Source organism: Aminobacter sp. Y103A (assembly GCF_030294925.1).
Classification (GTDB): Bacteria; Pseudomonadota; Alphaproteobacteria; order Rhizobiales; family Rhizobiaceae; genus Aminobacter; species Aminobacter ciceronei.
The window spans coordinates 1,762,357-1,788,508 of sequence record NZ_AP017986.1; the positions used below are offsets into that span (position 1 = coordinate 1,762,357).

Genomic DNA, 26,152 nt, shown 5'->3' on the forward strand with positions numbered 1-26,152 from the left:
CTGATATGAAGCCGATCCTTTCGGTCCGCGACCTGCATGTCAGTTTCGGCCCGGCGGCCAGCGCCAAGGAGGTCGTCCACGGCGTCAGCTTCGACCTCGGCGTCGGCGAGGTGCTGGCGATCGTCGGCGAGAGCGGTTCGGGCAAGTCGGTGACGGCGCTGTCGACCAATCGCCTGATCGATTATGCCGGCGGCCGCATCACCAGCGGCACCATCGAATTGCTGCGCGCCGACGGCAGCGTGCTCGACGTCACCCGTGCCGGCCGGCAGGAGCTGACCGGCATCCGCGGCGCCGAGATCGGCGTCATCTTCCAGGAGCCGATGACCTCGCTCAATCCGGTGCTGACCATCGGCGCCCAGATCGAAGAATCGTTCCGTCTGCATCGCGGCCTGACCGGCGCGCAGGCGCGTGACGCTGCGCGCGAGGCGCTCGAGCGGGTGCGTATTCCCGATGCCGAACGGCGGCTCAAGGCGACGCCGAACGAGCTGTCGGGCGGCATGCTGCAGCGGGTGATGATCGCCATGGCGCTCGCCTGCAATCCGCGTCTGCTGATCGCCGACGAGCCGACCACGGCCCTCGACGTCACCGTGCAGGCGCAGATCATGGCGCTGCTGGCCGAACTCAGGCGCGAGACCGGCATGTCGATGATCTTCATCAGCCACGACATCGGCCTGGTCGCCGGCATCGCCGACCGCGTCATGGTGATGCAGGACGGCAGGGTGGTCGAACAGGGCGACCTGGGCGACATCCTCGACAAGCCGCAACATCCATATACGCAGCATCTGCTGCATGCGGTGCCGCATTTCTCCAGCGGCGTAGCGGCACGGACCGACGGCGCGCGCATGGCAGCCCCGCTGCCCAGGCCGACGCTCGAAGTCGACGACCTCGTCGTGCGGTATCCGCTGAAGGGCGGCTGGTTCAGCAAGCCGGTGGGTGCGGTGCATGCCGTCGACGGCGTCGGCTTCGACCTGCTGCCGGGCGAGACGCTGGCGATCGTCGGCGAAAGCGGTTCCGGCAAGTCGACGACCGCGCGCGCCGTGCTCGGCCTGGTTGCGCCGACGCGCGGGGCGTTTGCCGTCGAAGCCCAGGCCGCGCGCCCCGGCCAGAGCCGGCTGCCGGTGCAGATGGTGTTCCAGAACCCCTATGCCTCGCTCAACCCGCGCCTCTCCGTCGAGCAGATCCTGGCCGAGCCGGTGATCGCCACCGGCGCTTCCCCGGATAAGGCGGTTCGCGACAGGATGGCAGCGCTGCTCAAGCGTGTCGGCCTGCCCGAAGACAGCCTCGCGCGTTATCCGCACCAGTTCTCCGGCGGCCAGCGTCAGCGCCTGTGCATTGCGCGTGCGCTGATGCTCAATCCGTCTGTGGTGGTGCTCGACGAGGCGGTCTCGGCGCTCGACGTGTCGGTCCAGGCCCGTGTGCTCGAGCTTCTGGTCGACCTGCAGCACGAATATGGTCTCGCTTATCTGTTCATCTCGCACGACATGGCGGTCGTCGAACGCATCGCGCATCGTGTCGCGGTGATGTATGCCGGGCAGATCGTCGAGATCGGCGATGCGAAATCGGTGCTGTCGGACCCGCAGCACCCCTACACCAGGAAGCTCATCGAGGCCGTGCCGACTATCGACCGCCGCAAGCAGCATTTCGAGCTCGACACCCGCCAGGTGCCGTCTTTGGTGCGCCCGGTCGGCTACGAGCCGCCGGCCGCGACCTGGATGCAATACGGCGCCGACCACAAGGTCCGCGCCGACGCCTGAGGGAAGCGAACATGGCCAGCCACGACATCGCCCAGCGCTTCGAGCATGCATTCGTCCCGCTCGAACAGGCCGTCGCCGCCGGCCGGATTCCCGGCGGCGTACTGGGTGTCGTCGACAAGGACGGCCGGCGCCTGTCCCGCGCCATCGGCCTTGCGCAGCGGTTGCCGTCCGAGCGACCGATGCGCGAAGTGAGCTGGTTCGACCTGGCGTCCTTGACCAAGGTGATCTTTACCACGCCGCGCATCCTCGCGCTGGCCGAGGCAGGCAGCATCGACCTCGACGCGCCCCTGACGACGGTGCTGCCGGACTTGCGACAATATGATGCCGACGCCTGGGAACGGCAGGTCACCTTCCGCCAGTGCCTCGGCCACCAGACGCCGTTCCCGGCGGTCGAGCCGATCTACAGCTATGGCCGCGATCCCGACCTCCTCAGGACATTTGTCCTGCAGCGCCAGTGGCGGAAGCTGGAGGCGCCTGTCTATTCCGACATCAACTTCATCCTGCTCGGCTTTGCCATGGAGCGCCTGTCGGGTACCTGGATCCGCGGCATGGATGCCGGCCCGGGCTTTGCCTTTTCGGCCGATCCCGACCAGTCGGCGGCGACCGAGGACTGCACCTGGCGCCACCGGGTGCTGTCGGGCGAGGTCCATGACGACAATTGCGCAGCACTTCAGGGGGCGGGCCATGCCGGCCTGTTCGGCACGGCGGCTGCGGTGCTCGATTTCGCCCACGGCCTGCTCGACGGCAGCGGCGCCTCCGCCGACACGATCGCGCTGATGCGCACGCCGCTTTCGGACAAGCGCACGCATGGCTGGGAGCATGCTCATGCCGGCTGGTCCGGCGGCGACCGCTGCAGCCCAGCCACGATCGGCCATACCGGATTTACCGGCACCGGCCTGTGGATCGATTTCGACGCCGGCCGCGCCTGGACCCTGCTCACCAACCGCATCCACCCGACGCGTCATTTCGACAGCGGCATATCAGATCTGCGCCGCCAGGTCGGCGACATCATGACAGGAGCTTGAACATGCAACCCATCTGGTCGGTCGGGCTGATGACCGGAACCGTGCTCGACGGCAACATCGACGTCGCCCTGCTCAAGACCGACGGCGAGCGCATCGAGGCCTTCGGTCCTTACGCGCTGGTGCCTTACGAGGCGTCCGTCCGGCCGATGCTGGAGCAGGCCCAGGCCGAGGCCAGGGTCTGGAACTTCGAGGGGCCGGAGCCGGCGATCTTCGCTGCGGCCGAAGAGGCGCTGACCCGCGCCCAGTCCGCCGCCGTCCGCCAGGTCGTCGAGGGCGCCGGCATGGCGATGGCAGAGATCGGCGTCGTCGGCTTCCACGGCCAGACGGTGCTGCATCGCGGCCCGCAGAAAGGCGGCCTGCCGGGCGAGACCCGCCAGCTCGGCGATGGCCGGCTGATGCAGTCGCTGCTCGGCACCAAGGTGGTCTATGACTTCCGCACCGCCGACATCCGCGCCGGCGGGCAGGGTGCGCCGCTGGCCGCCGCCTACCACGCCGCCCTGCTGGGCACGGCCGGCGCCAGCGGCGACAGCGCCATCCTCAATCTCGGCGGCGTCGGCAACGTCACCTGGTGGGACGGCAAGTCCGACCTTGTCGCCTTCGACACCGGCCCGGCCAACGCGCCGATCAACGACTTCGTCAAGGCGCGGGGGCTGGGCGAGATGGACCGCGGCGGGGCGCTCGCCGCCGCCGGCACCGTCGACGAGGCGCGCCTCGCGCGCCTGCTCGAACACCCCTATCTCACGGCTGCCTATCCTAAGTCGCTCGACCGCTTTGACTTCACCGCTGCGATGGCCGACGGGTTGAGCAACGAGGACGGTGCTGCCACCCTGACCGCCTTCAGCGCGTCCTGTGTCGGCAAGGCGCTCGATCTTCTGCCGCAGCGGCCGACGAGGCTGTTCGTCTCGGGCGGCGGCCGCCACAACCCGACCTTCATGGCGATGCTGGGCAAGCGGGCGGGCGTCGAGGCGGTTTCCGCCGACACCATCGGCTGGCGCGGCGATGCCGTCGAAGCCGAGTGCTTCGCCTTCCTCGCCGTGCGCGTCCTGCGCGGCCTGCCGATCAGCTTCCCGAGCACGACCGGCGTGCCGCAGCCGATGACCGGCGGCCGCATCGCCGGCTGACCGGTTGGAGGCTGCCAACCGCAAGGCAGCCAGTCCATCGACAGGAGGGGCGGCAAGCAAGTTGCCGCCGGTTCAGGTCGCCGGCTGGAGCGGCTTGGACAGAAAGGTCCGCGTGCGGCCTTTGGGGAAATCCGCCAGCTCGCCGAACGGCTTGTAGCCTTGGCGCTGATACACCTTCAGCGCCGTCGGGTTGAAGGTGTCGATATAGGCCCCGTGGCAGCCGCGCCGGGTGGCCTCGTCCTCGGCCGCCTGCAGCATGCGTGACGCCATTTTCTGGCCGCGCAGGCTGTCGTCGACCCAGAGCCACTGTATGTAGAGCCAGCCCCAGGCGGTGTAGCCCGATATGCCGGCCAGGAGTTTTTGGTGCTCGTCGCGGACGGCAACGATCAGCGCCTGCTTTTCTGCCGGGCCGACATCCCCTGAATTGAATGTGGTGAGGCGTTCGCCGATGATGTCGAGCTCGTCGGAAGACGGCTTATCGAGGACGGTGATCGTGTGGTTCATTGCGGGGACCCGGTGGCGGATCCTTCTAGCAGGAAAATTCGGCCGCGCCGCATTGATTGGCCCCTGACAAGCACATAATCCTGTGCGCCAGTGCCGGCGGGATGCCCGACCCCGTGGGGCCGGGCATCCTCCCTCAGACGCTACTGCTTCTGGGCATAGGTCGGCTTGCGGGGCGGGTGATGCCGCCCTTGGCGTCGTAGCCGATGTCGCCGATCGCCGTCGTCCAGGGACCGTTCGCTCTCATCGTCTCGGCGACCTCCTGGGCGTTCTCGGCCGAACCCGCCTTGGCAATGGCGGCGGCGATGATTCGGTCATCCCGATGGCGCTGCCGGCCTCCAACGCGATGGATCACCGCGCCGCCTGCGATGCCATGGCCCATGCCGGGCTGCGCTACAAGATCTCCTATGCCAGCAACAGCCTGGCCGGCCTGATCGCGGTTGCCCGCTCGGGCCTGGCGATCAGCGTCATGACCAAGGAGGCGGTGCCGTCCGACCTCCACATCCTCAACGCGCCGCTGCCGCCGCTTTCCAGCCTCGGCATGCTGATCGCCTATGGCGACACCGAACGCTCGCCGGCGGTCGAGGCTTTCGCCAATCACATCCGGCAGGTCCTGCCGACGTTGTGAGGTGAGGATGCGACTGCCGCGCGCATGAGGCCCGTCGCCAACCTTGCGAACTGAGGGGATTTCGAGCGATTTGCGAAAATTGTGGCTGGGGCGCCAGGATTCGAACCTGGGAATGTCGGTACCAAAAACCGATGCCTTACCGCTTGGCGACGCCCCAACACGCTTCGGCAGTAGGCCGCAGCGAGTCAATTGACAGCCGCCTTATATGCAGCGCGCGGCAAAAGCACAATCGTAGCCTTGCCGCTTTCCGCATCATCTTGCGGCAGCTCGCGTCAGGTATGAGCGGCCCAGGGAGCTGGTCGCATTAGGCTCGAAACGACCGAATCGCATGCGCCGACGTGTCGGCGATTGCCGAGCCTCTGCAACGCTGCCCCCTCGGAGCTATGGCGGTCATTCGCCCCAGACGGCGAGCTCGTTTCCGGCCGGATCGACGAAATGGAATCGCCGGCCGCCGGGGAAGGAGAAGATCGGCTTGACGATGGTGCCGCCGGCCTCTTCGACCGCGGCAAGGCTGTCTTCCAATGCCTCGGAATAGAGTACAGGTAGCGGTTTTGCCGGGACTTCGGCCTGGAAACCGCCGTCGAGGCCTTCCGCGAAGGCTGAATAATCGGGGCCGTAGTCGGTGAAGGTCCAGCCGAAAGCCGCGCTGTAGAAGGACTTCACATGGTCGAGCGTGCCGCCAACCGCCGCCATTTCGATGTAGTCGAGCTTGCCGGTCTTGCGCATGGTCGTCTCCGATATTCGTTCCTGATATGTTCTATATGAGGCAAGGGGTGGCCGCAAGGGTGTCGCAGTCCCGGTTCATTAATCGATTGTAGGACATTCCGTGGCGGAACAGTGCCTTGCCTTTCGCAGCGCAGCATCCTATCGCTCGCCGCAGAAGCAGGCGGCGGCCACCGCCCGGCTCCACACTCAGTCGGCGAGGAGAAGGCATGACCAAGTGGGTTTACAGTTTTGGCGACGGTGCAGCGGAGGGACGGTCCAGCGACCGCGACCTGCTCGGCGGCAAGGGCGCGAATCTCGCCGAGATGTGCAGTCTCGGCCTGCCGGTGCCGCCCGGTTTCACCATCACCACGGCAGCCTGCAACTGGTTTTATGCCAATGGCCGCGCCTATCCCGCGACGCTCGAAGCCGACGTCCGGGCGGCCCTCGATACTGTCGGCGCAATCACCGGCCGCCGTTTCGGCGACCCTGAAAAGCTGCTGCTCGTCTCGGTGCGTTCGGGCGCCCGTGCCTCGATGCCGGGCATGATGGACACCGTGCTCAATCTCGGCCTCAACGACGTCACCGTCGAGGCGCTGGCGGCCGACGCCGGCGACGCCCGTTTTGCCTATGACAGCTACCGTCGCTTCATCACCATGTATTCCGACGTGGTGCTGGGTCTCGATCATGAAGTCTTCGAAGAACTGCTCGAAGACGAGAAGGGCCGTCTCGGCTACGAACTCGACACCGAGTTCACCGCGCCGCAATGGCAGGACGTCATCAAGCTCTACAAGGCCAAGGTCGAGGAAGAGCTCGGTCGCGCCTTCCCACAGGATCCGCACGAGCAGCTTTGGGGCGCCATCGGTGCGGTGTTCCAGAGCTGGATGAACCACCGCGCCATCACCTATCGCCGCCTGCACGACATTCCCGAGAGCTGGGGCACGGCGGTCAACGTCCAGGCCATGGTGTTCGGCAATATGGGCGAGACCTCGGCGACCGGCGTCGCCTTCACACGCAACCCCTCGACCGGCGAGAAGATGCTCTATGGCGAGTTCCTGGTGAACGCCCAGGGCGAGGACGTCGTTGCCGGCATCCGCACGCCGCAGAACATCACCGAAGCCGCGCGCATCGCCGCCGGCTCCGACAAGCCCTCGCTGCAGAAGCTGATGCCGGAGGCGTTCAACACCTTCGTTGCGATCTCCAATCGCCTCGAACAGCATTACCGCGATATGCAGGACCTCGAATTCACCATCGAGCGCGGCAAGCTGTGGATGCTGCAGACCCGCTCGGGCAAGCGTACCGCCAAGGCGGCACTCAAGATCGCCGCCGAAATGGCCGGCGAAGGGCTGATCAGCAAGGAGGAGGCGATCTGCCGGATCGATCCGTCGGCGCTCGACCAACTGCTTCACCCGACAATCGACCCCAAGGCGCAGCGCGAAGTCATCGCCGTCGGCCTGCCGGCCTCGCCGGGTGCCGCCACCGGCGAGATCGTGTTCTCCTCCGACGAAGCCGAGGAGCTGAAGTCGGCCGGGCGCAAGGTCATCCTGGTGCGCATCGAGACCAGCCCCGAGGACATCCACGGCATGCATGCCTCGGAAGGCATCCTGACGACGCGCGGCGGCATGACCAGCCACGCCGCGGTGGTTGCCCGCGGCATGGGCAAGCCCTGCGTTTCGGGCGCCGGTTCGCTGCGCGTCGACTATCGCGCCGGCACGCTGATCACCATGGGCCACACCTTCCGCAAGGGCGACGTCATCACCATCGACGGCTCCAACGGCCAGGTGCTGAAGGGCTCGGTGCCGATGCTGCAGCCGGAACTGTCAGGCGATTTCGCCGCCATCATGGAGTGGGCAGACGCGGCGCGCCGCATGAAGGTGCGCACCAATGCCGAAACGCCGGCCGATGCGCGCATGGCGCGCTCCTTCGGCGCCGAAGGCATCGGCCTGTGCCGCACCGAGCACATGTTCTTCGACGGCGACCGCATCGTTGCGATGCGCGAGATGATCCTCGCCGACACCGAGAAGGACAGGCGCACCGCCCTTGCCAAGCTGTTGCCGATGCAGCGTTCGGACTTCATCGAGCTGTTCGAGATCATGGCCGGCCTGCCGGTGACGATCCGCCTGCTCGACCCGCCGCTGCACGAGTTCCTGCCCAAGACCGAGGAAGAGATAGCCGAGGTCGCGGCGGCGATGAACGTCTCGGCCGACAAGCTGCGCCAGCGCACCGAGGCGCTGCACGAGTTCAACCCGATGCTCGGCCATCGCGGCTGCCGTCTCGCCGTCTCCTATCCCGAGATTGCCGAGATGCAGGCGCGCGCCATCTTCGAGGCGGCCGTCGAGGCCGGCAAGAAGACCGGCAGCCCGGTCGTGCCCGAGATCATGGTGCCGCTGGTCGGCCTGATGAAGGAGCTCGACTACGTCAAGGCGCGCATCGACCAGGTCGCGCAGAGCGTGATGCGGGAAACGGGCGTGAATATCGATTATCTCGTCGGCACGATGATCGAGCTGCCGCGCGCGGCCATTCGCGCCCATGTCATTGCCGAGGCGGCCGAATTCTTCTCCTTCGGCACCAACGATCTGACGCAGACGACCTTCGGTATCTCGCGTGACGATGCCGCGTCCTTCCTCGAGACCTATCGCCAGAAGGGCATCATCGAGCAGGACCCGTTCGTCTCGCTCGACGTCGACGGCGTCGGCGAACTGGTCAAGATCGCCGCCGAAAAGGGCAGGGCGACGCGGCCGGAAATCAAGCTCGGCATCTGCGGCGAGCATGGCGGCGACCCGGCCTCGATCCACTTCTGCGAAAGCGTCGGGCTGGACTATGTCTCCTGCTCGCCATTCCGCGTGCCGATCGCCAGGCTTGCCGCCGCGCAGTCGGCAGTCAAGGCGCAGCGCTAAAGCGTTCCAAGGCAACTTAATCGGTCATACCCATTTGCAAATTGGGTATGACCGATCGCATCTGCTGACCTCGCCAGGCAGACGCCGATTTCGAACCGTGATGGCTGACGGCATTGCGCCGCTTGGTTCCGTTGTTCGGCAGCAACGCCGGTGCGGCATCGTCTTCAACGCGTCCGGCACCTCAGCCAAATAGCCGTCACGGTCATCATCGCGCCAAGATTGGGGTGCCAGTGGCCGCGATTCCAGACTGCATTTCCCGGAAATTCGCATGCGCATGCTCGGCAGGTTTTTGATTGGCGTCGGTTTTGCGGCGCTGATGGGGTCTTCAGCCTCGGCGGCACTTCTCGAACCGCGGTTGCATCTCAGGCCTTCCACCGAAGCCACCCCCCGCGTGGCGCTGACGCTCGACGCCTGCGGCGGCAAGACAGACGCCCGCATCCTCTCGGCACTCGTCGACAACAAGATACCGGCGACGATCTTCGTCACCGGCAAGTGGCTGAAGCGCAACGCCGAGGCGCTCGCCGTCATGCGGGCGCATCCCGAGCTGTTCGAGCTGGAAAATCACGGCGCCGAGCATGTGCCGGCGGTCGACACGCCACACAGCATCTATGGGCTGAAAAGCGCCGGCAGCAGCGAGGCCGTGCAGGCAGAGGTCGTGGCCGGCGCTCTGGCCCTGACCGAGCGCGGCGGGCCGGCGCCGAAGTGGTTCCGCGGCGCTACCGCGCAATACAGCAAGAGCTCGATCGCACTGATCCGCAGTCTCGGCTTCAGGATCGCCGGCTATTCGATCAATGGCGACGGCGGCTCGCTGCTCGGTGCGCGCGAAACCGAGCGCCGCGTGTCAGCTGCGAGGGATGGCGACGTCATCATCGCCCACATCAACCAGCCGACCCACGCGGCAGGCGGCGGGCTGGTCAAGGGCCTGCTGGCGCTGAAGGCAAAGGGCTACACCTTCGTGCGGCTGGACGATGTCGAAGATGACGGTACCGACGACACGACGAACTGATGCCGTCGCGCCGCCGCTTCACGCTGCGGCGCGGAAAGCCTCGACCACGCCGACATAGGCTTCGGCGAGTTTTGCCAATGGGCTGTTGCTGCGGCTGGCCGATTCGACCTTGAGCTTGCCGCCGGTGACAGGCAGCGAAAGCAGCAGGAACTGGCGCCTGGCGCCGTCACCGATCGATGCCGCCGCGACATGCCTGTCCTCGCCGGCCTCGTCGAGGCGCATCTTGAACAGCAGGATGCCGCCGACGGCCTCGAGCGCATCGTCGACCATGTCGGCGAATTCCGATTCCGAGACGCTGCCTGGAGCGATCGAGGGGGCGGCGATGGTTGCCGGTCCGGCGTCCTCCGGCGCTTGCGCGGCCAGCTCCTCGGGGCCAAGCACGACGGGCGCAGCTTCCTCGGCGGCCGGCGCTTCCGCCTCAACTTCACCTTCGGCTGATGTTTCCGCCGCAAGCTCAGGCGCTTCCGCAGCCTCGGGAACCACGGCAGCTTCGGTGGACAGCTCCTCCGCCGAAAGCTCGACATCGGCCGCAGCTTCCGCGACCGATTCGGATGCGGCCTCGACGATTTCTGCCTCGGCAACGGAAACCTGGGCGGCGGAAACGTCGGCAGCCTCGTCGCCGGCCGAAATCTCTTCGGTTGCGATAAGCTCCGGGGCTGCGATCAGCTCCGGCTGAACCGTTTCGGCAACATTATCCAGTTGAGCCTCTGGCTCCTGCGATGACGCTTCGTGCTGCGGCAGGCCTTCGTCTTCCGCGCGGGGATGCGTATCCATGTGATGCCTCACAATATCTTGCCCATCCCGCCAGCCGGTAACAAAGGTTAACCGGGACCGTGGCCGCAATATGGCCGCTGGATTTGCCGGCTTGGCTTTCCCCTTGGTCGGACTGGACAATCCGGCCATTGCGCCCAAAATGGCCTGACAAGATCTGGGAGGATCCACATGCTCGGACTGATGCAGGAGTGGCCGCTATTGTGCCACAAGATCATTGACCACGCCGCACGGCAGCATCCCAACCGGGAGATCGTGACGCGGTCGATCGAGGGGCCCATCGTTCGCACAAACTATGTCGAGCTGCGCGCGCGCTCGCTCAAGGTGGCGCAACGGCTGGAGCGTGACGGCTACAAGCTCGGCGACCGTATCGCCACGCTGGCCTGGAACTCGGCGCGGCACATGGAGGCCTGGTACGGCATCATGGGCATGGGCGCCGTCTATCACACGCTCAATCCCAGGCTTTTCCCCGAGCAGCTCGTCTGGATCATGAACCATGCCCAGGACCAGGCGCTGTTCGTCGACCTGACCTTCATGCCGCTGGTCGAAAAGATCGCGCCGCAGGTCGCGTCGCTGAAGCGGATCGTCGTCCTGACCGATGCCGCCCATCTGCCGCCGACGGCGCTGCCCAATGTCATGGCTTATGAGGAGTGGCTGGCCGAAGCCGACGGCGACTTTGCCTGGAAGGCGCTCGACGAACATGCGGCGGCCGGCATGTGCTATACCTCGGGCACCACAGGTGACCCCAAGGGCGTCGTCTACAGCCACCGCTCCAACGTGCTGCATGCGATGATCGCCGTGATGCCTGACGCCATGGGCATTTCGGTGCGCGACGTCGTCCTTCCGGTGGTGCCGATGTTCCATGCCAATGCCTGGGGGCTGGCCCAGAGCGTGCCGATGGTCGGCGCCAAGCTGGTCATGCCCGGCGGCAAGATGGACGGCGCCTCGATCTACGAACTGCTCGACACCGAACGTGTCACCTTCACCGCGGCCGTGCCGACCGTCTGGCTGATGCTGCTGCAGCACCTCGAGGAAACCGGCAAGAAGCTGCCGCATCTCAACAAGGTGGTGATCGGCGGCTCGGCCTGCCCGCGCATGGTGACGGAGAAGTTTGAGCGCAATTACGGCGTCGAGGTCATCCACGCCTGGGGCATGACCGAGATGTCGCCGCTCGGCACGCTCTGCACCATCAAGCCCGAATATGACGAGCTCGAAGGCGACGACAGGCTGAACCTCCAGCAGAAGCAGGGCTACACGCCCTTCGGTGTCGAGATGAAGATCACCGACGACGACAACAACGAACTGCCCTGGGATGGCAAGACCTTCGGCCGGCTCAAGGTGCGCGGTCCTGCGGTATCCGGCTCCTATTTCGGCGGCGCCAGCGCCGAGCAGTTCGACGCCGACGAATGGTTCGATACCGGCGACGTCGCCCATATCGATGAACATGGCTATATGCAGATCACCGACCGCTCCAAGGACGTGATCAAGTCTGGCGGCGAGTGGATTTCTTCGATCGAGCTTGAAAACCTGGCGGTCGGACATCCCGACGTTCAGGAAGCAGCGGTGATCGGGGTCAGGCACTCGCGCTGGGAAGAGCGTCCGCTGATGGTGATCGTGCGCAAGCAGGGCAAGGAGCCTGATAAAGCCGACATATTGGCGTTCATCGACGGCAAGGTCGCCAAGTGGTGGATGCCCGACGACGTCGCTTTCGTCGACGAAATCCCCCATACCGCGACCGGCAAGATCCTGAAGACGGCGCTGCGCGAGAAATTCAGGGATTATCGCCTGCCGACGGACACTGCGGCATAGACAAGTTCATGTGCGGGAAGGGGGCATGAGCCGCCTTTCCGCTTCAACCGCAGCCGGAAACCTTCTAGTTTGACCAGGCAGCGACGTCTGCCGTGGGGACGGCAGTGCTGCCATTTAGACTGGGTGGGTAACGGGGTTCCATGGCTGAGTTCCAGACGAGATATCATGAGGTGCGCACCACGCGTTCGGCCGGTCTGTCCAGGGGCATGGCATCGTTTGCGGCCGTGCTGCTGGTAACAGTGGTTCTCGGCCATCGCCGCGGCCTCGTCGACACCACGGCGTTCTTCTGGGTGCTCGGCATCGTCGCACTGCTTGCCGCTTTTGCGTTGCTGTTGTCCGGCTTTGCCTTTTCGCGGCTGTGGAAATTCGGCGATCGCGGCGGGCACGACCTGACCTTCGGTGCCCTGCTGGCGTTGGTGGTGTTGGCGCCGTTCGGTTTTGTCGCCTACCAGATCGCCACCTTGCCGATGCTGCGCGACATCTCGACCGATGTCGATGACCCGCCGGCGCTGACGGCGGCGGCCTCGCTGCGCACCTCCGCCATGAACAGGCTCGAGATCCCGACCGCAGGCGAGCGCACCCTGCAGACCCAGTCCTATCCGCTGGTTGCCGGGCGGCGTTACGACCTGTCGCTCGACCAGGTGCTGCAGAGTGTTTCGGCCGTGCTCGCCCGCCAGGGCTGGGAGATCGTCGTGCCGCCGCCGGCCGCCGACAAGGCCACTGGTGAAGTCGACATCGAGGCTGTGGCACGGACCTTCATCCTGGCCTTGCCCTCCGACGTGGCCATCCGGATGGTCGATGACGGCGATTCGACCTTTGTCGACATGCGCTCAGCCTCGCGCTACGGCCGCCACGACCTCGGCGAAAACGCCGCGCGGATCACGGCTTTCCTGGCCGAGCTCGACCAGGAAATTGCCAGCCAGGCCGGAACCGCGACGACGGCGACGCCCGAACAATAGGCCTGGCAGGCACGATCGATTTATTCTGACCAGATGTTCTTCAGGCTGGGGAATAGAGACTGTCGATCGCCGCTGCCCCGTTGCTGACGGCCTGGCCGCGGCCGACGAGATCTTCGAGATGCGCCAGCACCGAAAGCCCGGCCGCGCCGTAGAGGCTGGGATCGGTGTTGCGATAGATGGCGCGCACGATGTCGGGGATCGAGCTGTCGCCGGCCGCGAGGCGTTCGAGGATCGCGGCTTCGCGCATCTGACGGTGCGCTTTCAGCCCGCGCACGAATGTCTGCGGCGAGGCGACCGGGCCGCCATGACCGGGCAGATAGGTGCTGTCGTCGCGTTCGATCAGCTTGTCGAGCGACGCCATGTAATCCGACATCGCACCATCAGGCGGCGCCACGATCGAGGTCGACCAGGCCATGACATGGTCGGCCGAAAACAGGATGCCGCTGCCCTCGAGCGCAAAGGCGGCGTGATTCGCCGCATGGCCAGGCGTCAGTACCGTTCGCATGCGCCAGCCGCCGCCATCGACGAGCTGGCCGTCGGCGACAATGACGTCGGGGACGAAGTCGGTGTCGCTGCTGGCATCGAGCGGCGCCACTTCGCCGATACGCAGCGGACGCGCCGAGCGGTGCGGCCCCTCGGCAACCGTCACGGCGCCGGTCGCAGCCTTCAGCCGGGCCGCCAGCGGCGAGTGATCGCGATGGGTATGGCTGACGAAGATATGGCTGACCGGGCGGCCGGCAATGGCGGCAAGCAGCGCTTCGAGATGCGCGTCGTCATTTGGCCCGGGATCGAGCACGGCAAGCGTGTCGGTGCCGATGATGTAGCTGTTGGTGCCATGGAAGGTGAAGGCGCTTGGGTTGTTGGCGGTGAGCCGCATGACGCCGTCGGCAACAGTGACAGGCTGGCCGTAGGCAGGGTCGAAGCGTGTGTCGAAATCGAGAGACATGGCCAGCCGATATCTGTGGGTTCGAGGTGCCCTGGGCAAATTCGTTTGCCGCTTAGCATGGAAGACAATATAGGGAAAACCATGACTACAGCGCCGCGCGTTGAGGCGCAAAGGACGCTGTAGCAGTTTTGAATCGGTGCATGATCCCCAGCGAAAATCGAGTTCGATTTTCAGGGGCATGCAAAGCGTGCCTCGGCGCGCATACCACAAGGGGATTTACATGGCCGCTGCATCCAGTTCCACAGCACTCATCTCGGCGGCATTGCCCGAAAAGGGCGCGACGCGCCTGGCAACGCAGCTGTTGTTGGCCGTTGCAGGCTCGCTGCTGCTCATCGCTTCGGCCAAGACCAAGGTCGTGCTCGGACCGGTCGACATGTCGCTGCAGACGCTGGCCGTGCTCGGCATCGGCGCGGCCTATGGCCTGCGCCTCGGCGTGGCGACGCTGCTGCTCTACATGGCGCAGGGCGCCATGGGGTATCCGGTGTTCCAGAGCACGCCCGAAAAGGGCATCGGCATTGCCTACATGCTCGGCTCGACCGGCGGCTATCTGCTCGGCTTCGTCGCCATGGCGGCGATCGTCGGCTGGGCCGTCGACCGTGGCTGGGGCCGCAGCATCGTCAAGATGCTCGGCGTCATGCTGGTCGCCGAAATCGTCATGATGGCGCTCGGTTTCTCCTGGCTGTCGCTGCTGATCGGCGTGGAAAAGTCCTGGCAGTTCGGCGTCGTGCCGTTCATCGTGCCCGACCTGATCAAGGTGGCGCTGGCTGCCGCTGCCGTTCCGGCGATCTGGGCGCTGCTGCCCAAGAAAGCCTGATCGCCTCGACAGGCGTTTGATCTGCCAGGCGGTGGAATTGCTTGGCGATGGATTGACGGGCGATGGATTAATGGACGCCCCGGCCTTAGAAAGGCTGGGGCGTTCTGCATTTGAAGAGCAGTGAATTCATGACCGTTCTCGTCACCGGCACGGCCGGCTTCATCGGTTTCCACGTCGCCCGCCGCCTCCTGGCCGATGGTCACGAGGTCGTCGGCTTCGACAGCGTCACCGACTATTACGACACCTCGCTGAAGGCCGCGCGGCTGCAGCTGCTCGCCGAGCATGGCGATTTCCGCTTCATCCAGGCCGATCTGGCCGATGCGGCGGCGGTGACGTCCGCTTTCGAATGCCGGCCCGAGATCGTCATCAACCTCGCCGCACAGGCCGGCGTGCGTTATTCGCTCGACAATCCGCAAGCCTATGTCGATGCCAATGTCACCGGCTTTCTCAACATCCTCGAGAACTGCCGCGCAACGCAGCCGAAACACCTGATCTATGCCTCGTCGAGTTCGGTCTATGGCGGCAACAAGAAGCAGCCCTATTCGCCGCGCGACGGCGCCGACCATCCGGTCAGCCTCTATGCCGCCACCAAGAAGGCCAATGAGCTGATGGCGCATACCTACAGCCATCTGTTCGGCGTGCCGGCAACGGGCCTGCGCTTCTTCACCGTCTATGGGCCATGGGGCCGGCCCGACATGGCCTATTACAAGTTCACCAGAGCGATCTTTGCCGGCGAGACCATCGACATCTACAACAATGGCGACATGTATCGCGACTTCACCTATGTCGACGACATCGTCGAAGGCATCGTGCGGCTGATCGACCTGCCGCCCAGGCCTGACCCCGACTATGACATTTCAGCCGGCGGGGCGTCGGGCAGCTGGGCGCCGCATCGCGTCATGAACATCGGCAACCGCCGCAAGGAACATCTGATGGAGATGATCCGCATCCTCGAACGCGCGACCGGCCGCGAGGCGGTGAAGAACTTCATGCCGCTGCAGCCGGGCGACGTGCTCAGCACCTGGGCCGATGTCGGCGACCTCGAAAACCTGATCGGCGAGCTGCCGCACACGCCGATCGAGGACGGGCTCGTCCGCTTCGTCGACTGGTACGGCAGATATTACCGCGTCCAGTAGGTACGGCGATCGGGCGTCTCCCCGCGGGCGCTTCACCGACCGCGCGATGCCGCCCCTCTCCAGGGGGCGGCCGGTCGGGCTTCTCCTCGCCGGAAGTGCCGCGCTGATTTTCCGCGGCTGAGGACGTTGCTGGCGCCCGTTGGCTTTGCCGGCGGGCCTCTTCCATGCGTTGAGGCTCCGCCCGTTTTTGGATTTGGCGCGGTACGTCATATTGAATAGCGCGGACCAGGGAGCGGGGCTATCGTCATCAAGTCGTCCGTATCAGCAACAGGCAAACGGGCGCTTGGAAGCGGTCATCGTGCTTTCGCCCTGTCCAGGGAAGCAAGCATGTTGGCAAACGGTATGGCGGACTCCGCCCAACTCACCATTCTTACCAGAGCGGTCGATGACTATTGCGCGAAGTATCGCGTCGCGGGCGGCCGTGATCGTGAGGAGATAGCAACACGTGTGATGGCGCTATTCCGCCGGGGGATTAGCGATTCCAGTGCATTGGCAGTTGCATTGGAGAAATCCAGCGGCAGCCTTCACATCCGCGCCGCATTCGATTGTGGACGGCTGAGTACGGTGATCCTGGCAGCAACTGTAGAATAGGCGCGGCGAGGTAGCGTTCGGATCCCTCGCGATCGATCTGTAGCTCTGTTCCCACTCTCTACCCATATGCGAAAGCCTGCCCTTTGCGGACGGCAGGCTTTTCGTTTGCGAGGTTTTCGTGACTTCAGAGCATAACGGCCGTGCATCGGGAGACGGTCTGTCCGACAGCCCTTCGGCACCGCAACTCCTGGTGAGCCGCTACGACGATGCCTGCCTTGCGCCTCGATCCTTCGGACCCAACGTCATGAACCTGTGGAAGCCTCTGCTGGCCATGCACCGGGCCGGCGTCCGCGATGAAGATGAAGCGGTGCTGCGCGCTCGTCGACGGCCAGGCGGCACCAAAAAAGGGCCCGCAGACGGTGCCGGCGAGCCCTTTGCGAGTGGGCTGGTTCAGGCCGCCAAAGCCTCGCGATTGGCTTTGCTGTCGGCCAGCGTGGTCAGGTCCTTGTCGGTGGTTTCTTCCTCGGCGAGCGTAGCCGCAAACAGCTTGGCGGCGTCCGGCATCTTCATGATCTCCGCCCAGCGGCGCAGCGTGCCATAGCGGGTGATCTCGTAATGCTCCACGGCCTGGGCAGCCGAGATCAGGCCGGCATCACCGGCGGCGGTGCCCTTGAACTCCTCGAGGATTTCCTCGCCTTCCTCGATGATGCCGTCAATTGCGGGGCATGTCTTGCCCTGGGCGCGCTTGCCGAGAAGGTCGAACACCTGCTGCAGACGCTCGACATGGCCTTCGGTCTGGTCGCGGTGCTTGTCGAAGGCGGCCTTCAGTTCCGGCGAACTGGCGCCGCGCGCCATCTTGGGCAGGGCTTTCAGAATCTTGCGCTCGGCATAATAGATGTCGCGCAGCGTGTCGTAGAACAGGTCGTCGAGACCCTTCTCCTTGTTAGGCATGTCGTTGCTCCTGGGGTTGAGGTATTGCCCGGGGACAACGACCGGTGTCGGCTCAGGTTCCGAAGCGGTGCCACTTTGTGACCAACCCGCTTCGAGCAGGCGTCTTAACGTCGCCTCGCGTTGCGCCTCGCGCGCCGCGGCACGGAGCAACTGTTCGAACCCGTCGCTCAAGCCGTCGTCGCATCGTCCCAGGAGATTGAGCCCCAACAAACCCTTCACTGTCGCGCACCTCCTGAAATCGAATAGGTTGACGCCGGATCAACGCCCGATGCCGAGGTCTGTTCCAGATGATGCGGGTGAGGGTGCAACCGTCGGACCGGCGCGTGCGTCGAGCGAGAAGAAAACCGAGGCCGAGCAGACCGCAAGGAACATTGGCGACGGGGGGAGGGGCTCCGGCGTCGGGGCGCTGCCGCCCGACGGTGCCCGTCAGGAGGCAAGGCCGACAGATCGACCGGTCGTCTGGTTGCTGCCGGGCTTCCGGTCAGCTCGATCGCCAAGCTGGTTGTCGGTGGCATCGTCCTGGCGATCGTCGCTTCATGATGGGGGAGGCTGCAAGCTGCATCGAGCAGCCCGGCCCACCGAAGCGTGACCTGCAATTGAGCAACAAGGCTGAGCCAAGGCCACCGGTCCTGTTCCGGCACGGAGGGAACCTGTCGCCTCGACTTTGGAACGGATACAGGCGAGAGTGGTCTGGCGTGGCAATTGCCGGCGGCCAACGGGTTCGCATCGGCAGCACTCTCGATCTGGATGATCTTGCTTGTAACGGAAACTGAAGCGCGACCGACAGGAGCGCACAAGGACTTCTTGAGATGTCCGACCTTCCGAACAAACCGCTTGGCTCTCACCCGCTGGTGCAGCGCCTCGTGACAGAAACCAGCATAACAGAAGAGGAAGCCCGAGAACTCATCGCCCTCATCGGGTATGGTTGGCAGTCGCTGTTGCGAGAGGCCAATCTGCTGGCGAAAAAACGGTAACGCAGACCTCTGGCGTTTAAGGCTATCCGATCTTCCTGATACGGCCCTTGTCCAATCGGAAAACGCCGTCGGTCCCGCCCTGCTTTTCGAGGTCCGTCAGCAACTCGTCCCAGATTCCGAGGAACTGGCCACAATCCTCGCATGATATCGGTGTCCCAGGGTCGACATCCTCGGGAATGCGCAAGCGAATTGTTTCGCAATAAGGACATTCGAGCTTGTGATTGAGATATTTGGCATCAACCATGGTTGCATCCTCACCGCAGAGACGGCCAGTGGATCGACCGCTCGGATAGATGGAATATCAGGCCGCCACATCACCGCTTGGCATCGTGAGTGCTCCCGTTGGCTTGAAGGTCTGCCGTCAGCTTCTCCAGAGCGTCGACGGAATCCTGATAATGCGATGCGTAGCGGGGAAACATGACCTGCTGAGTTCGATAGAAATCGAGCCATTTAGGCAGATCGGAGATGGGATAGGTGTTCTTCCAGGAACCTTTCGACATTGTGAATGTGCCCGCGATCGGATCATACACGACATCCATGAAAAAGGGTTGGGACAACTTCATCTAGTCGGCCGATGACCTCAGGCGTTTTGCGCTGCTGCGGCTGCCTTGGTGCGATCCCAGCCGGCAGCCTGGGCATCGTCAAGCAGGCTTTCCAAACGATCTGTCAGGGCGCTTTGGCATTCTGCGTCATAGGCAAGCGAATTGGCGTGACTTTCCGGCGATTTGATCGCCATGTTTTTTGGCATCGATGGCATGTCCATGTGCAGTGGGGTGGCGACCCTACGTCGCCACCCGCCGTTTGAACCATAAGTCAGACGTGTCTCTGCTGTCCCGATTCCGCCGGCGGCGGCGCAGCGCCGTCCTGAACAAGGATGTCCTTCTTGCGCGCAAAGGCGACAAGGACACCCCTGGCGGTTTCAGCATCGATGTCGCCTGCCAAAGCAGCCCGACACGCTCTGATGGCAGCCCTTTGCTCCGGACTGTTGCCGCACCATTCCATGGTGAACTGATAGGCGTCGGCAACCGTGTTTAGCTGACGCGGGAAACCAAGACCGACCCAAACGCGGACGGGCTTGCTGAACGGCTGTGCCAGCATTGCATGCCCCTCCCGTCAAACGCCGACGCCACTTGCGCCCGTCTTGCCGCCGATCATCCACGGCAGTGGGACGCTGACGTCTTCCAGTATGTCGATGGATTTGGCAAAGCCGATGAATGCCTGCCGCGCGGCGGAAATCGGATAGTCGCTGTCGAAGGCGCGCTGGCACGCTCTCAGGGCCGTCTCGTAGATCGGGCCACGGCGGTTTCTTGGCCATTCGTAGAGAAATTCTAGGGCGTCCTCGAGGCAGGCTATCTCCTCAACAAGACTGTTTCCGACCTTCACGAAAACAGGGCTGTCGAACATCCGATCGCTCATCAGATCCTCCAAGTCGAACGAAAGTTTGCGTTTTTGGATAGGCCGACGCCGACAGCGGTGCCGGCCCGCATTCGATATGTGTTGGGATAATTCTTGTTTCAAGATCGATTTTCGTGAACCGTCGTGAATTGACTCCGCAAGGTATTTGTTCCTGTTTTGTTCAAAATGCTTAATGCCGACAATGCCCTTTCCTGTCCAAGCTGAACGATGCCAGCGAGGTCGCGGTTCGGTCACGCTTTTGCAGGTGCAGCCACGTCTGATTGATGGCAACAAGCTGCGCAGGCTTGTCGCCATCAATGACTAGGGGATGCCATTTTTCCGGGAAGATTGGGACATGCCACGCAGACCCAAAAGAAGCGAAAAACTGACCGAGAGCGAGATCGAGGCGATTGTCCTCGCCGCGATCCCTTTCCGCAAAGCAGTCCAGCAGTGCTTCATCGGCCTGAAGCCGTTCAACGAGACCTACTCGCTCCTGCACGACCACGTTAACAGGCTTGACGCGGTTCTGGGGAAGATTACCGGCGAGACGATCGACCATCGCGGGAAAGACCTTGGGCTGCTCCCGCGGCGGCCGTGACGTTGCCTGTTAGCCGATGCCGATGCGGGCGATGCCGGTGTAGGCGGCGACCCCGGCAAGTCCCTCGATCACCGGCGTCGCCGCGTCGAACTCGCCCAGGCTGTCCTTGTAGCTGAACGGAATGCCCATGAAGTCCCAGCGGCCGAGATGCGTCACCTGGCCTGTCAGCTTCTTGATCTCGTTCTTTGCGACCCGATCCAGGATTTCGCCGGCGACATCGTCGATCGGCCAGCCCAGCGGCGTGTTGACGTCGAAATCGACCTTGGTCAGAACGGCCTGGGTGACCACCAGGTCGCCATAGACATAGCCGGCGGTCAGATCGGCGGTGAGCCGGATTTCCGATGCGAAGTCGCCGCTGCCCAGTACGCTCGCGCTCGCCAGGCCGAGCTTCAGGCCGCTGGGACCGTCGATCCAGGCCCGCGCGGCGCCGAGAAAGTCGATGACCGCCCGGAGCCCGATATTGCCGGTTACCGTCAGGCCGGCGCCGCCAAAGATGATGCCGGTGGTGATGTCGGCGGTCAGCTTCTTGAGGCTAAAGGCCCCGCTGACGCTCCATTTGACGAGCCCGCCGCCGCCGGCGTTGACCATCACCGCGGGCTGGAGAACCTTGGCGGTGAAGTCGATGAACCGGGTCTTCGGCAGGTAGACGGCCATGTCGACCCGATCCGCGCTGACGCTGGGCGCAGGGATCGCCTGGCCATAGGGAAACAGCGGGTCCGGCTCGACGGTGATCGAGGTCGGGTCGCAGCCTCCGACAGCGATCTGCGCCCTCGAGGCGGTGACCAGCACATGATCGCCGTCATAGTCGAACTGGAGCGGCTCGAGCAATGTCAGCCAGGGCGCAAGCTCGCCCGTCTCGTAATAGGGCAGGAGCGCGATCAGCAGATTGATGAACATGTTCTTGGTGGTCCAGATGCTCGGCAGCTCGACCTCCTGCAGAAAGCTGTCCTGTTGCGGCGCGGGCAGGGCTGTCTTCGCCAGGACCGCGACCGCGTCCGGCCCCCAGGCTCCGACCATGTTGGTGTCGGCGCTGCCTTGCTCGCGCCAGAACAGTTTTCGCGACGCAAAGTCATAATCGAGCACGAGCCGGATCGGCTGGCTGGTCGTGACCTCGTAGGTCCTGATGATCTCGCTCGGATTGCCCCTGAGATGGATTGTCGCCTCGATCCTGGCGTCGAGCTCGACATAACCGAAGCCCATCTTGACCTTCAGGTCCGACAGGAACGCCGAATAGGCAAGCCCATAGACCGGCAACGGGATGTCTCCCATGCCGACTGCCGGCTGGTCGGGGAAGACCCCTTCCAGCTTGCCCTGGATTGCCTGGATTTCCCGAACCAGCTGCAGCCTGCTGAAGGCAATTGCCGGCATGCCCTTGGCAAAATTGATGAATCGCGAATGAAGATCAGAGATAGTCATCGATACCCCCCACGAGTTTTCGTTGCTCTCTTACTTCATCAGTGAAACAAAATATTAACCTTACGTCCAGTCGGTATACTCAGGCATCTCAGATGGGTCGAGAAGACGGACCCGCCCCTGTTCTTCCAAGGCCGCAAGCGACTGCCGACAAGACTGAGGCTCCGCGCATCCGTCGGCTCGATCCGGCATCACCCCGCATCCAGGCGCTTCACCTCGGCCGCCAGATGATCGCGTCCGGCGGCAACACCTTTTCTGCCGTCCATCGCTGAGCCTGTGCGAACCGGCGGCCGCCGATCCTGGTGGCCTGTGTCCCCGATGTTCTCCTCCGACTGACCGGCCTGCCTGTCTGAGGACAAATTTCGCGCCAGGATCAGCTGTTCAAGCGTGCCGGGGAATTGCATTCCAGAAGATGCGGAAGGCGGGCAAAAACTGACTGTGCAGGCGGTGGATTTTGGTCGTGTCCTGCTTGCGACACCGCTAATTTGTGCGAAACTGCAGCCAATCGGTCGTTTCGGCACTCAAACCGCGGCCATGGAACGATTTCCGAAGGCTTTTCAATGCTTGCCAGACTGACTCACCTGGACCGTCTCGAGGCGGAGGCGATCCACATTTTCCGTGAGGTTGCCGCCACTTTCACCAAGCCTGTGATGCTCTATTCCGTGGGCAAGGATTCCTCGGTCCTGCTGCATCTGGCGATGAAGGCCTTCTACCCCGCCAAGCCGCCATTCCCCTTCCTGCATGTCGACACGACGTGGAAGTTCCGCGAGATGATCGAGTTCCGCGACGCGATGGCGCGCGAGCTCGGCTTCGACCTCCTGGTCCATGTCAATCCGGACGGCGTCCGCGACAACATCAATCCGTTCGATCACGGCTCGAACACCCATACCCATGTGATGAAGACTGTCGGCCTGCGCCAGGCGCTCGACAAATACGGCTTCGACGCGGCCTTCGGCGGCGCCCGTCGCGACGAGGAGAAGTCGCGCGCCAAGGAGCGCATCTTTTCCTTCCGCAATGCCCAGCATGCCTGGGACCCGAAGAACCAGCGTCCGGAAATGTGGAAGATCTTCAACACCCGCGTCGCCCAGGGGGAATCGATCCGCGTCTTCCCGCTCTCCAACTGGACCGAGCTCGATATCTGGCAGTACATCCTGCAGGAAAACATTCCGATCGTGCCGCTCTATTTCGCCAAGCATCGGCCGGTGGTCGAGCGTGACGGCATGCTGATCCTGCGCGACGACGACCGCATGAAGCTCAGGCCGGGCGAGGTGGTCGAAAACAAGCTCGTGCGCTTCCGCACGCTGGGCTGCTACCCGCTGACCGGCGCGATCGAATCCGACGCCGACAGCCTCGAAGGCATCGTCAGCGAGATGCTGACCGCCCGCACCTCCGAGCGGCAAGGACGCCTCATCGACCGCGACGAAGCCGGCTCGATGGAAAAGAAGAAGCGCGAAGGGTATTTCTGAGAATGCGCCACGCCATGGCCACCAAGATCGAGGCCGCCGAGAGCGTCCGCGAATATCTCGCCGGCCAGGAGCAGAAGTCGCTCCTGCGCTTCCTGACCTGCGGCTCGGTCGATGACGGCAAGTCGACGCTGATCGGCCGGCTTCTCTCCGACACCAAGCAGATCTTCGAAGACCAGCTCGCAGCCCTCGAGCGCGATTCGCGCAAGCACGGCACGACAGGCGAGGACGTCGATTTCGCATTGCTGGTCGACGGGCTGGAAGCCGAGCGCGAGCAGGGCATCACCATCGATGTCGCCTACCGTTTCTTCGCCACGCCGAAGCGCAAGTTCATCGTCGCCGACACGCCCGGCCATGAGCAGTACACCCGCAACATGGCAACCGGCGCCTCGACCGCCGACCTCGCCATCGTTCTCGTCGACGCGCGCCAGGGTGTGCTGCGCCAGACGCGCCGGCATTCGATCATCGCCTCGCTGCTCGGCATCAGGAACATCGTCGTCGCGATCAACAAGATCGACCTCGTCGGCTTCGACCAGGGCGTGTTCGACCGCATCACTGCAGAATATGCCAGCTTCGCCGAAAGCCTCGGCTTCAGGTCTATCGTGCCGATCCCGATGTCGGCGCGCTTCGGCGACAATGTCACGCGGCGCTCGGACAAGATGGGCTGGTATTCCGGCCCGACCCTGATCGAGCATCTCGAGACGGTTGTCGTTGAGGAAGAGGCGACCGACCGGCCGTTCCGCTTCCCGGTGCAATATGTCAACCGGCCCAATCTCGATTTCCGCGGCTTTGCCGGCACGATCGCCTCCGGATCGATCTCGCAGGGCGACGAAATCGTCGTCGCCAAGTCAGGCAAGCCGTCGACGGTCAAGCGCATCGTCGCCCATGGCGGCGACCTGCGCAGCGCCGTTGCTGGCCAGGCCATCACCCTCGTGCTCGAAGACGAGGTCGAGGTGTCGCGCGGCAACCTTTTGGTTTCGCCTGATGCCCGGCCCGATGTCGCCGACCAGTTCGCCGCCAATGTCGTCTGGTTCGACGAGCAGGCGCTGCTGCCGGGGCGCTCCTACATCCTGCGCACCGAGACCGACCAGGCAAGCGCCACCGTCACCGAGCTGAAGTACCGCATCAACGTCAACGACTTCGCCCATGAGGCGGCCAAGTCACTGGAGATGAACGAAGTCGGCGTCTGCAACATCTCGACCCAGTCGCCTATCGCCTTCGACAGTTTTGCCGAAAACCGCACCACCGGCGCCTTCATCCTGATCGACCGGATCAGCAACGCCACCGTCGGCGCCGGCATGATCCTGCATCCGCTGCGGCGTTCTGAAAACATCCACTGGCAGTCGCTCGACGTGACCCGCCATGCCCGCGCCGACCTCAAGAACCAGCGCCCGGCGGTGCTGTGGTTCACCGGCCTGTCTGGTTCGGGCAAGTCGACAGTCGCCAACATGCTGGAAAAGAAGCTGCACGCGGCCGGCCGCCACACCTACATCCTCGACGGCGACAATGTCCGCCATGGCCTCAACCGCGATCTCGGCTTCACCGACGAGGATCGTGTCGAGAACATCCGCCGCGTCGCCGAAGTCGCCAAGTTGATGGCCGATGCCGGCCTGATCGTCATCGTCTCCTTCATCTCGCCGTTCCGCGCCGAGCGCCGCATGGCGCGCGAATTGATGGGGCAGGGCGAGTTCGTCGAGGTCTTTGTCGACACGCCGTTCGAGGAGTGCGCCAAGCGCGACCCCAAGGGGCTGTATGCCCGTGCGCTCGCCGGCGCGATAAAGAACTTCACCGGTGTCGATTCGCCCTATGAAACGCCGGAGAATCCTGAGATTCATCTCCAGACACTCGGCAAGACCCCTGAAGAGATGGTCGAGACCGTCGAGCACTGGCTGAATGAGCGAGACCTTGCAGAGCATCAATACGACGACGGCGGCGGTATCTGACGAAGCCATACTGGAGACCTTCGAACGCCTGGCCATCGCGGCCGGGCGAGCGATCATGGAGGTCTACAATTCCGAGATCACGGTGACGGACAAGGCGGATGCCTCGCCCGTCACGCAGGCCGACAGGGCTGCTGAAAAGATCATCCTCGAAGGATTGCGCGCGGCCTTTTCAGGTGTGCCATGTGTCGCCGAGGAAGAGACGTCGGAGGGTGTGATTGCGCCCGATCTCGGCCGCGCCTTCTTCGTCATCGACCCGCTCGACGGCACCAAGGAATTCGTCAAGCGGCGCACCGACTTCACCGTCAATATCGCGCTTGTCCGCGACGGCGCGCCCGAAATCGGCGTCGTCTATGCACCTTGCACCGGCCGGTTCTTTGCCGGCCGCCCTGGCAAGGCCGAAGCCTTCGAGATCGTCGACGGCGTGGCCGCCGGCCGCCGCCAGATTCATGTGCGCGAAGGCCGTGAGCCGCTGACCATCGTCGCCAGCCGGTCGCACCTGACACCCGAGACCGAAACCTTCATCAAGCGCGTGCATGCCGCCGAGATCGTCTCGGTCGGCTCGTCGCTGAAGTTCTGCCTGCTGGCATCTGGTGAGGCCGACCTCTATCCGCGCTTCGGCCGGACAATGGAATGGGATACGGCGGCGGGCGATGCGGTGTTGCGCGCCGCCGGCGGCACCACCCATACGCTGGATGGCGCGCCGCTGGTCTATGGCAAGCGCAACCAGGCCAATGATGCGGATTTCGCCAATCCGCATTTCGTCTCGAGCGGCCGGATCATCGACCCGGCCTTCATGTTCTGATCTGAAATTACCG

At 64.1% G+C, this 26,152-nt stretch carries 27 protein-coding genes and 1 tRNA gene; 15 read left to right on the forward strand and 13 right to left on the reverse strand.

Going from position 1 to position 26,152, the window contains the following annotated elements:
• Window positions 1–5: 5 nt before the first annotated feature.
• From Amn_RS08480 to Amn_RS08490, 3 genes are read left to right on the forward strand one after another with little or no spacing between them, the layout of a single operon-like run.
• Window positions 6–1,754, forward strand: a complete 1,749-nt coding sequence (locus Amn_RS08480; protein WP_286297961.1) for an ABC transporter ATP-binding protein — start codon at window positions 6–8, stop codon at window positions 1,752–1,754.
• A gap of 11 nt (window positions 1,755–1,765) precedes the next feature.
• Window positions 1,766–2,779 carry a serine hydrolase domain-containing protein gene (locus Amn_RS08485; RefSeq protein ID WP_286296182.1) on the forward strand — a complete coding sequence of 338 codons (1,014 nt, stop codon included), beginning with the start codon at window positions 1,766–1,768 and terminating at the stop codon, window positions 2,777–2,779.
• Between the two features lie 2 nt (window positions 2,780–2,781).
• Window positions 2,782–3,900 carry an anhydro-N-acetylmuramic acid kinase gene (locus Amn_RS08490; protein WP_286296183.1) on the forward strand — a complete coding sequence of 373 codons (1,119 nt, stop codon included), beginning with the start codon at window positions 2,782–2,784 and terminating at the stop codon, window positions 3,898–3,900.
• A 72-nt stretch (window positions 3,901–3,972) separates the two neighbouring features.
• Here Amn_RS08490 and Amn_RS08495 read toward each other — a convergent pair whose 3' ends face one another.
• Both Amn_RS08495 and Amn_RS08500 read right to left on the reverse strand, forming a co-directional pair.
• Window positions 3,973–4,404 carry a GNAT family N-acetyltransferase gene (locus tag Amn_RS08495; RefSeq protein WP_286296185.1) on the reverse strand — a complete coding sequence of 144 codons (432 nt, stop codon included), beginning with the start codon at window positions 4,402–4,404 and terminating at the stop codon, window positions 3,973–3,975.
• 133 nt (window positions 4,405–4,537) lie between these two features.
• On the reverse strand, window positions 4,538–4,756 hold the full coding sequence (locus Amn_RS08500; RefSeq protein ID WP_286296187.1) for a hypothetical protein: 219 nt from the start codon (window positions 4,754–4,756) through the stop codon (window positions 4,538–4,540).
• Here Amn_RS08500 and Amn_RS08505 point away from each other — a divergent pair.
• A complete protein-coding gene (locus Amn_RS08505) occupies window positions 4,748–5,029 on the forward strand; it encodes a LysR substrate-binding domain-containing protein (protein ID WP_286296189.1) in 282 nt (93 codons plus the stop codon). The two genes, Amn_RS08500 and Amn_RS08505, sit on opposite strands and share 9 nt — an antisense overlap.
• Window positions 5,030–5,111: 82 nt before the next feature.
• On the opposite strand, the gene Amn_RS08510 is transcribed toward Amn_RS08505, so the two are convergent.
• Window positions 5,112–5,186 (reverse strand) — tRNA-Gln (locus Amn_RS08510).
• A 233-nt stretch (window positions 5,187–5,419) separates the two neighbouring features.
• On the reverse strand, window positions 5,420–5,755 hold the full coding sequence (locus Amn_RS08515; protein ID WP_067964478.1) for a VOC family protein: 336 nt from the start codon (window positions 5,753–5,755) through the stop codon (window positions 5,420–5,422).
• A 206-nt stretch (window positions 5,756–5,961) separates the two neighbouring features.
• Here Amn_RS08515 and ppdK point away from each other — a divergent pair, with 206 nt between their 5' ends.
• Window positions 5,962–8,628 carry a pyruvate, phosphate dikinase gene (gene ppdK, locus Amn_RS08520; protein WP_067964476.1) on the forward strand — a complete coding sequence of 889 codons (2,667 nt, stop codon included), beginning with the start codon at window positions 5,962–5,964 and terminating at the stop codon, window positions 8,626–8,628.
• 268 nt (window positions 8,629–8,896) lie between these two features.
• Window positions 8,897–9,634, forward strand: coding sequence for a polysaccharide deacetylase family protein (locus Amn_RS08525; protein WP_192317990.1), 738 nt, complete (start codon window positions 8,897–8,899; stop codon window positions 9,632–9,634).
• Between the two features lie 18 nt (window positions 9,635–9,652).
• Here Amn_RS08525 and Amn_RS08530 read toward each other — a convergent pair whose 3' ends face one another.
• On the reverse strand, window positions 9,653–10,408 hold the full coding sequence (locus Amn_RS08530) for a hypothetical protein (protein ID WP_246341027.1): 756 nt from the start codon (window positions 10,406–10,408) through the stop codon (window positions 9,653–9,655).
• A gap of 168 nt (window positions 10,409–10,576) precedes the next feature.
• Here Amn_RS08530 and Amn_RS08535 point away from each other — a divergent pair, with 168 nt between their 5' ends.
• Together Amn_RS08535 and Amn_RS08540 are read left to right on the forward strand one after the other, a co-directional pair.
• Window positions 10,577–12,214 carry a fatty-acid--CoA ligase gene (locus Amn_RS08535; RefSeq protein WP_067964472.1) on the forward strand — a complete coding sequence of 546 codons (1,638 nt, stop codon included), beginning with the start codon at window positions 10,577–10,579 and terminating at the stop codon, window positions 12,212–12,214.
• A 140-nt stretch (window positions 12,215–12,354) separates the two neighbouring features.
• Window positions 12,355–13,173, forward strand: coding sequence for a DUF1499 domain-containing protein (locus Amn_RS08540; protein ID WP_286296195.1), 819 nt, complete (start codon window positions 12,355–12,357; stop codon window positions 13,171–13,173).
• Between the two features lie 40 nt (window positions 13,174–13,213).
• Here the strand turns inward: Amn_RS08540 and Amn_RS08545 are convergent, their stop codons facing one another.
• Window positions 13,214–14,119, reverse strand: a complete 906-nt coding sequence (locus Amn_RS08545) for an MBL fold metallo-hydrolase (RefSeq protein ID WP_286296197.1) — start codon at window positions 14,117–14,119, stop codon at window positions 13,214–13,216.
• A gap of 220 nt (window positions 14,120–14,339) precedes the next feature.
• On the opposite strand from Amn_RS08545, the gene Amn_RS08550 reads away from it, so the two are divergent.
• From Amn_RS08550 to Amn_RS08560, 3 genes are all read left to right on the forward strand, one after another.
• Complete coding sequence (locus Amn_RS08550) at window positions 14,340–14,933, forward strand: biotin transporter BioY (RefSeq protein WP_286296200.1); 594 nt, start codon at window positions 14,340–14,342, stop codon at window positions 14,931–14,933.
• 128 nt (window positions 14,934–15,061) lie between these two features.
• Window positions 15,062–16,069 (forward strand): NAD-dependent epimerase, encoded by a 1,008-nt coding sequence (locus Amn_RS08555; RefSeq protein ID WP_286296202.1) that lies wholly within the window; start codon window positions 15,062–15,064, stop codon window positions 16,067–16,069.
• Window positions 16,070–16,396: 327 nt separating this feature from the next.
• Complete coding sequence (locus Amn_RS08560; protein ID WP_067964462.1) at window positions 16,397–16,660, forward strand: hypothetical protein; 264 nt, start codon at window positions 16,397–16,399, stop codon at window positions 16,658–16,660.
• Between the two features lie 390 nt (window positions 16,661–17,050).
• Here Amn_RS08560 and Amn_RS08565 read toward each other — a convergent pair whose 3' ends face one another.
• Complete coding sequence (locus Amn_RS08565) at window positions 17,051–17,551, reverse strand: YciE/YciF ferroxidase family protein (RefSeq protein WP_067966932.1); 501 nt, start codon at window positions 17,549–17,551, stop codon at window positions 17,051–17,053.
• Between the two features lie 809 nt (window positions 17,552–18,360).
• Between Amn_RS08565 and Amn_RS08570 the strand changes: the two genes are divergently transcribed.
• Window positions 18,361–18,525 (forward strand): hypothetical protein, encoded by a 165-nt coding sequence (locus tag Amn_RS08570; RefSeq protein WP_169808353.1) that lies wholly within the window; start codon window positions 18,361–18,363, stop codon window positions 18,523–18,525.
• Window positions 18,526–18,547: 22 nt separating this feature from the next.
• Here the strand turns inward: Amn_RS08570 and Amn_RS08575 are convergent, their stop codons facing one another.
• From Amn_RS08575 to Amn_RS08600, 6 genes are all read right to left on the reverse strand, one after another.
• Complete coding sequence (locus Amn_RS08575; protein WP_182575795.1) at window positions 18,548–18,769, reverse strand: hypothetical protein; 222 nt, start codon at window positions 18,767–18,769, stop codon at window positions 18,548–18,550.
• 70 nt (window positions 18,770–18,839) lie between these two features.
• Complete coding sequence (locus Amn_RS08580; protein WP_067964460.1) at window positions 18,840–19,088, reverse strand: hypothetical protein; 249 nt, start codon at window positions 19,086–19,088, stop codon at window positions 18,840–18,842.
• 250 nt (window positions 19,089–19,338) lie between these two features.
• Window positions 19,339–19,623: a DUF982 domain-containing protein gene (locus tag Amn_RS08585; RefSeq protein WP_067964456.1), complete on the reverse strand. Its 285-nt coding sequence runs from the start codon at window positions 19,621–19,623 to the stop codon at window positions 19,339–19,341.
• A 15-nt stretch (window positions 19,624–19,638) separates the two neighbouring features.
• Window positions 19,639–19,941 carry a DUF982 domain-containing protein gene (locus Amn_RS08590; protein WP_067964454.1) on the reverse strand — a complete coding sequence of 101 codons (303 nt, stop codon included), beginning with the start codon at window positions 19,939–19,941 and terminating at the stop codon, window positions 19,639–19,641.
• Window positions 19,942–20,110: 169 nt separating this feature from the next.
• Entirely contained in the window at window positions 20,111–20,479 is a 369-nt protein-coding gene (locus Amn_RS08595; RefSeq protein WP_286296211.1) for a hypothetical protein, read from the reverse strand.
• A gap of 48 nt (window positions 20,480–20,527) precedes the next feature.
• On the reverse strand, window positions 20,528–21,934 hold the full coding sequence (locus Amn_RS08600) for a hypothetical protein (protein WP_154385972.1): 1,407 nt from the start codon (window positions 21,932–21,934) through the stop codon (window positions 20,528–20,530).
• Window positions 21,935–22,491: 557 nt separating this feature from the next.
• On the opposite strand from Amn_RS08600, the gene cysD reads away from it, so the two are divergent.
• From cysD to cysQ, 3 genes are read left to right on the forward strand one after another with little or no spacing between them, the layout of a single operon-like run.
• Complete coding sequence (gene cysD, locus Amn_RS08605) at window positions 22,492–23,397, forward strand: sulfate adenylyltransferase subunit CysD (RefSeq protein ID WP_067964446.1); 906 nt, start codon at window positions 22,492–22,494, stop codon at window positions 23,395–23,397.
• Window positions 23,398–23,399: 2 nt separating this feature from the next.
• Entirely contained in the window at window positions 23,400–25,337 is a 1,938-nt protein-coding gene (gene cysN, locus Amn_RS08610; protein ID WP_154385970.1) for a sulfate adenylyltransferase subunit CysN, read from the forward strand.
• Window positions 25,288–26,139 (forward strand): 3'(2'),5'-bisphosphate nucleotidase CysQ, encoded by an 852-nt coding sequence (gene cysQ / locus Amn_RS08615; protein ID WP_154385969.1) that lies wholly within the window; start codon window positions 25,288–25,290, stop codon window positions 26,137–26,139. The genes cysN and cysQ overlap by 50 nt, the downstream gene beginning before the upstream one ends.
• The last annotated feature ends 13 nt before the right edge of the window (window positions 26,140–26,152 follow it).

Bases quoted from the DNA above. Each gene is read 5' to 3' on its own strand.
- Amn_RS08480 (WP_286297961.1), top strand. From the start codon at position 6: ATGAAGCCGATCCTTTCGGTCCGCGACCTGCATGTCAGTTTCGGCCCG.
- Amn_RS08485 (WP_286296182.1), top strand. From the start codon at position 1,766: ATGGCCAGCCACGACATCGCCCAGCGCTTCGAGCATGCATTCGTCCCG.
- Amn_RS08490 (WP_286296183.1), top strand. From the start codon at position 2,782: ATGCAACCCATCTGGTCGGTCGGGCTGATGACCGGAACCGTGCTCGAC.
- Amn_RS08495 (WP_286296185.1), bottom strand. From the start codon at position 4,404: ATGAACCACACGATCACCGTCCTCGATAAGCCGTCTTCCGACGAGCTC.
- Amn_RS08505 (WP_286296189.1), top strand. From the start codon at position 4,748: ATGGATCACCGCGCCGCCTGCGATGCCATGGCCCATGCCGGGCTGCGC.
- Amn_RS08515 (WP_067964478.1), bottom strand. From the start codon at position 5,755: ATGCGCAAGACCGGCAAGCTCGACTACATCGAAATGGCGGCGGTTGGC.
- ppdK (WP_067964476.1), top strand. From the start codon at position 5,962: ATGACCAAGTGGGTTTACAGTTTTGGCGACGGTGCAGCGGAGGGACGG.
- Amn_RS08525 (WP_192317990.1), top strand. From the start codon at position 8,897: ATGCGCATGCTCGGCAGGTTTTTGATTGGCGTCGGTTTTGCGGCGCTG.
- Amn_RS08530 (WP_246341027.1), bottom strand. From the start codon at position 10,408: ATGGATACGCATCCCCGCGCGGAAGACGAAGGCCTGCCGCAGCACGAA.
- Amn_RS08535 (WP_067964472.1), top strand. From the start codon at position 10,577: ATGCTCGGACTGATGCAGGAGTGGCCGCTATTGTGCCACAAGATCATT.
- Amn_RS08540 (WP_286296195.1), top strand. From the start codon at position 12,355: ATGGCTGAGTTCCAGACGAGATATCATGAGGTGCGCACCACGCGTTCG.
- Amn_RS08545 (WP_286296197.1), bottom strand. From the start codon at position 14,119: ATGTCTCTCGATTTCGACACACGCTTCGACCCTGCCTACGGCCAGCCT.
- Amn_RS08550 (WP_286296200.1), top strand. From the start codon at position 14,340: ATGGCCGCTGCATCCAGTTCCACAGCACTCATCTCGGCGGCATTGCCC.
- Amn_RS08555 (WP_286296202.1), top strand. From the start codon at position 15,062: ATGACCGTTCTCGTCACCGGCACGGCCGGCTTCATCGGTTTCCACGTC.
- Amn_RS08560 (WP_067964462.1), top strand. From the start codon at position 16,397: ATGTTGGCAAACGGTATGGCGGACTCCGCCCAACTCACCATTCTTACC.
- Amn_RS08565 (WP_067966932.1), bottom strand. From the start codon at position 17,551: ATGCCTAACAAGGAGAAGGGTCTCGACGACCTGTTCTACGACACGCTG.
- Amn_RS08570 (WP_169808353.1), top strand. From the start codon at position 18,361: ATGTCCGACCTTCCGAACAAACCGCTTGGCTCTCACCCGCTGGTGCAG.
- Amn_RS08575 (WP_182575795.1), bottom strand. From the start codon at position 18,769: ATGGTTGATGCCAAATATCTCAATCACAAGCTCGAATGTCCTTATTGC.
- Amn_RS08580 (WP_067964460.1), bottom strand. From the start codon at position 19,088: ATGAAGTTGTCCCAACCCTTTTTCATGGATGTCGTGTATGATCCGATC.
- Amn_RS08585 (WP_067964456.1), bottom strand. From the start codon at position 19,623: ATGCTGGCACAGCCGTTCAGCAAGCCCGTCCGCGTTTGGGTCGGTCTT.
- Amn_RS08590 (WP_067964454.1), bottom strand. From the start codon at position 19,941: ATGAGCGATCGGATGTTCGACAGCCCTGTTTTCGTGAAGGTCGGAAAC.
- Amn_RS08595 (WP_286296211.1), bottom strand. From the start codon at position 20,479: ATGGTCGATCGTCTCGCCGGTAATCTTCCCCAGAACCGCGTCAAGCCT.
- Amn_RS08600 (WP_154385972.1), bottom strand. From the start codon at position 21,934: ATGACTATCTCTGATCTTCATTCGCGATTCATCAATTTTGCCAAGGGC.
- cysD (WP_067964446.1), top strand. From the start codon at position 22,492: ATGCTTGCCAGACTGACTCACCTGGACCGTCTCGAGGCGGAGGCGATC.
- cysN (WP_154385970.1), top strand. From the start codon at position 23,400: ATGCGCCACGCCATGGCCACCAAGATCGAGGCCGCCGAGAGCGTCCGC.
- cysQ (WP_154385969.1), top strand. From the start codon at position 25,288: ATGAGCGAGACCTTGCAGAGCATCAATACGACGACGGCGGCGGTATCT.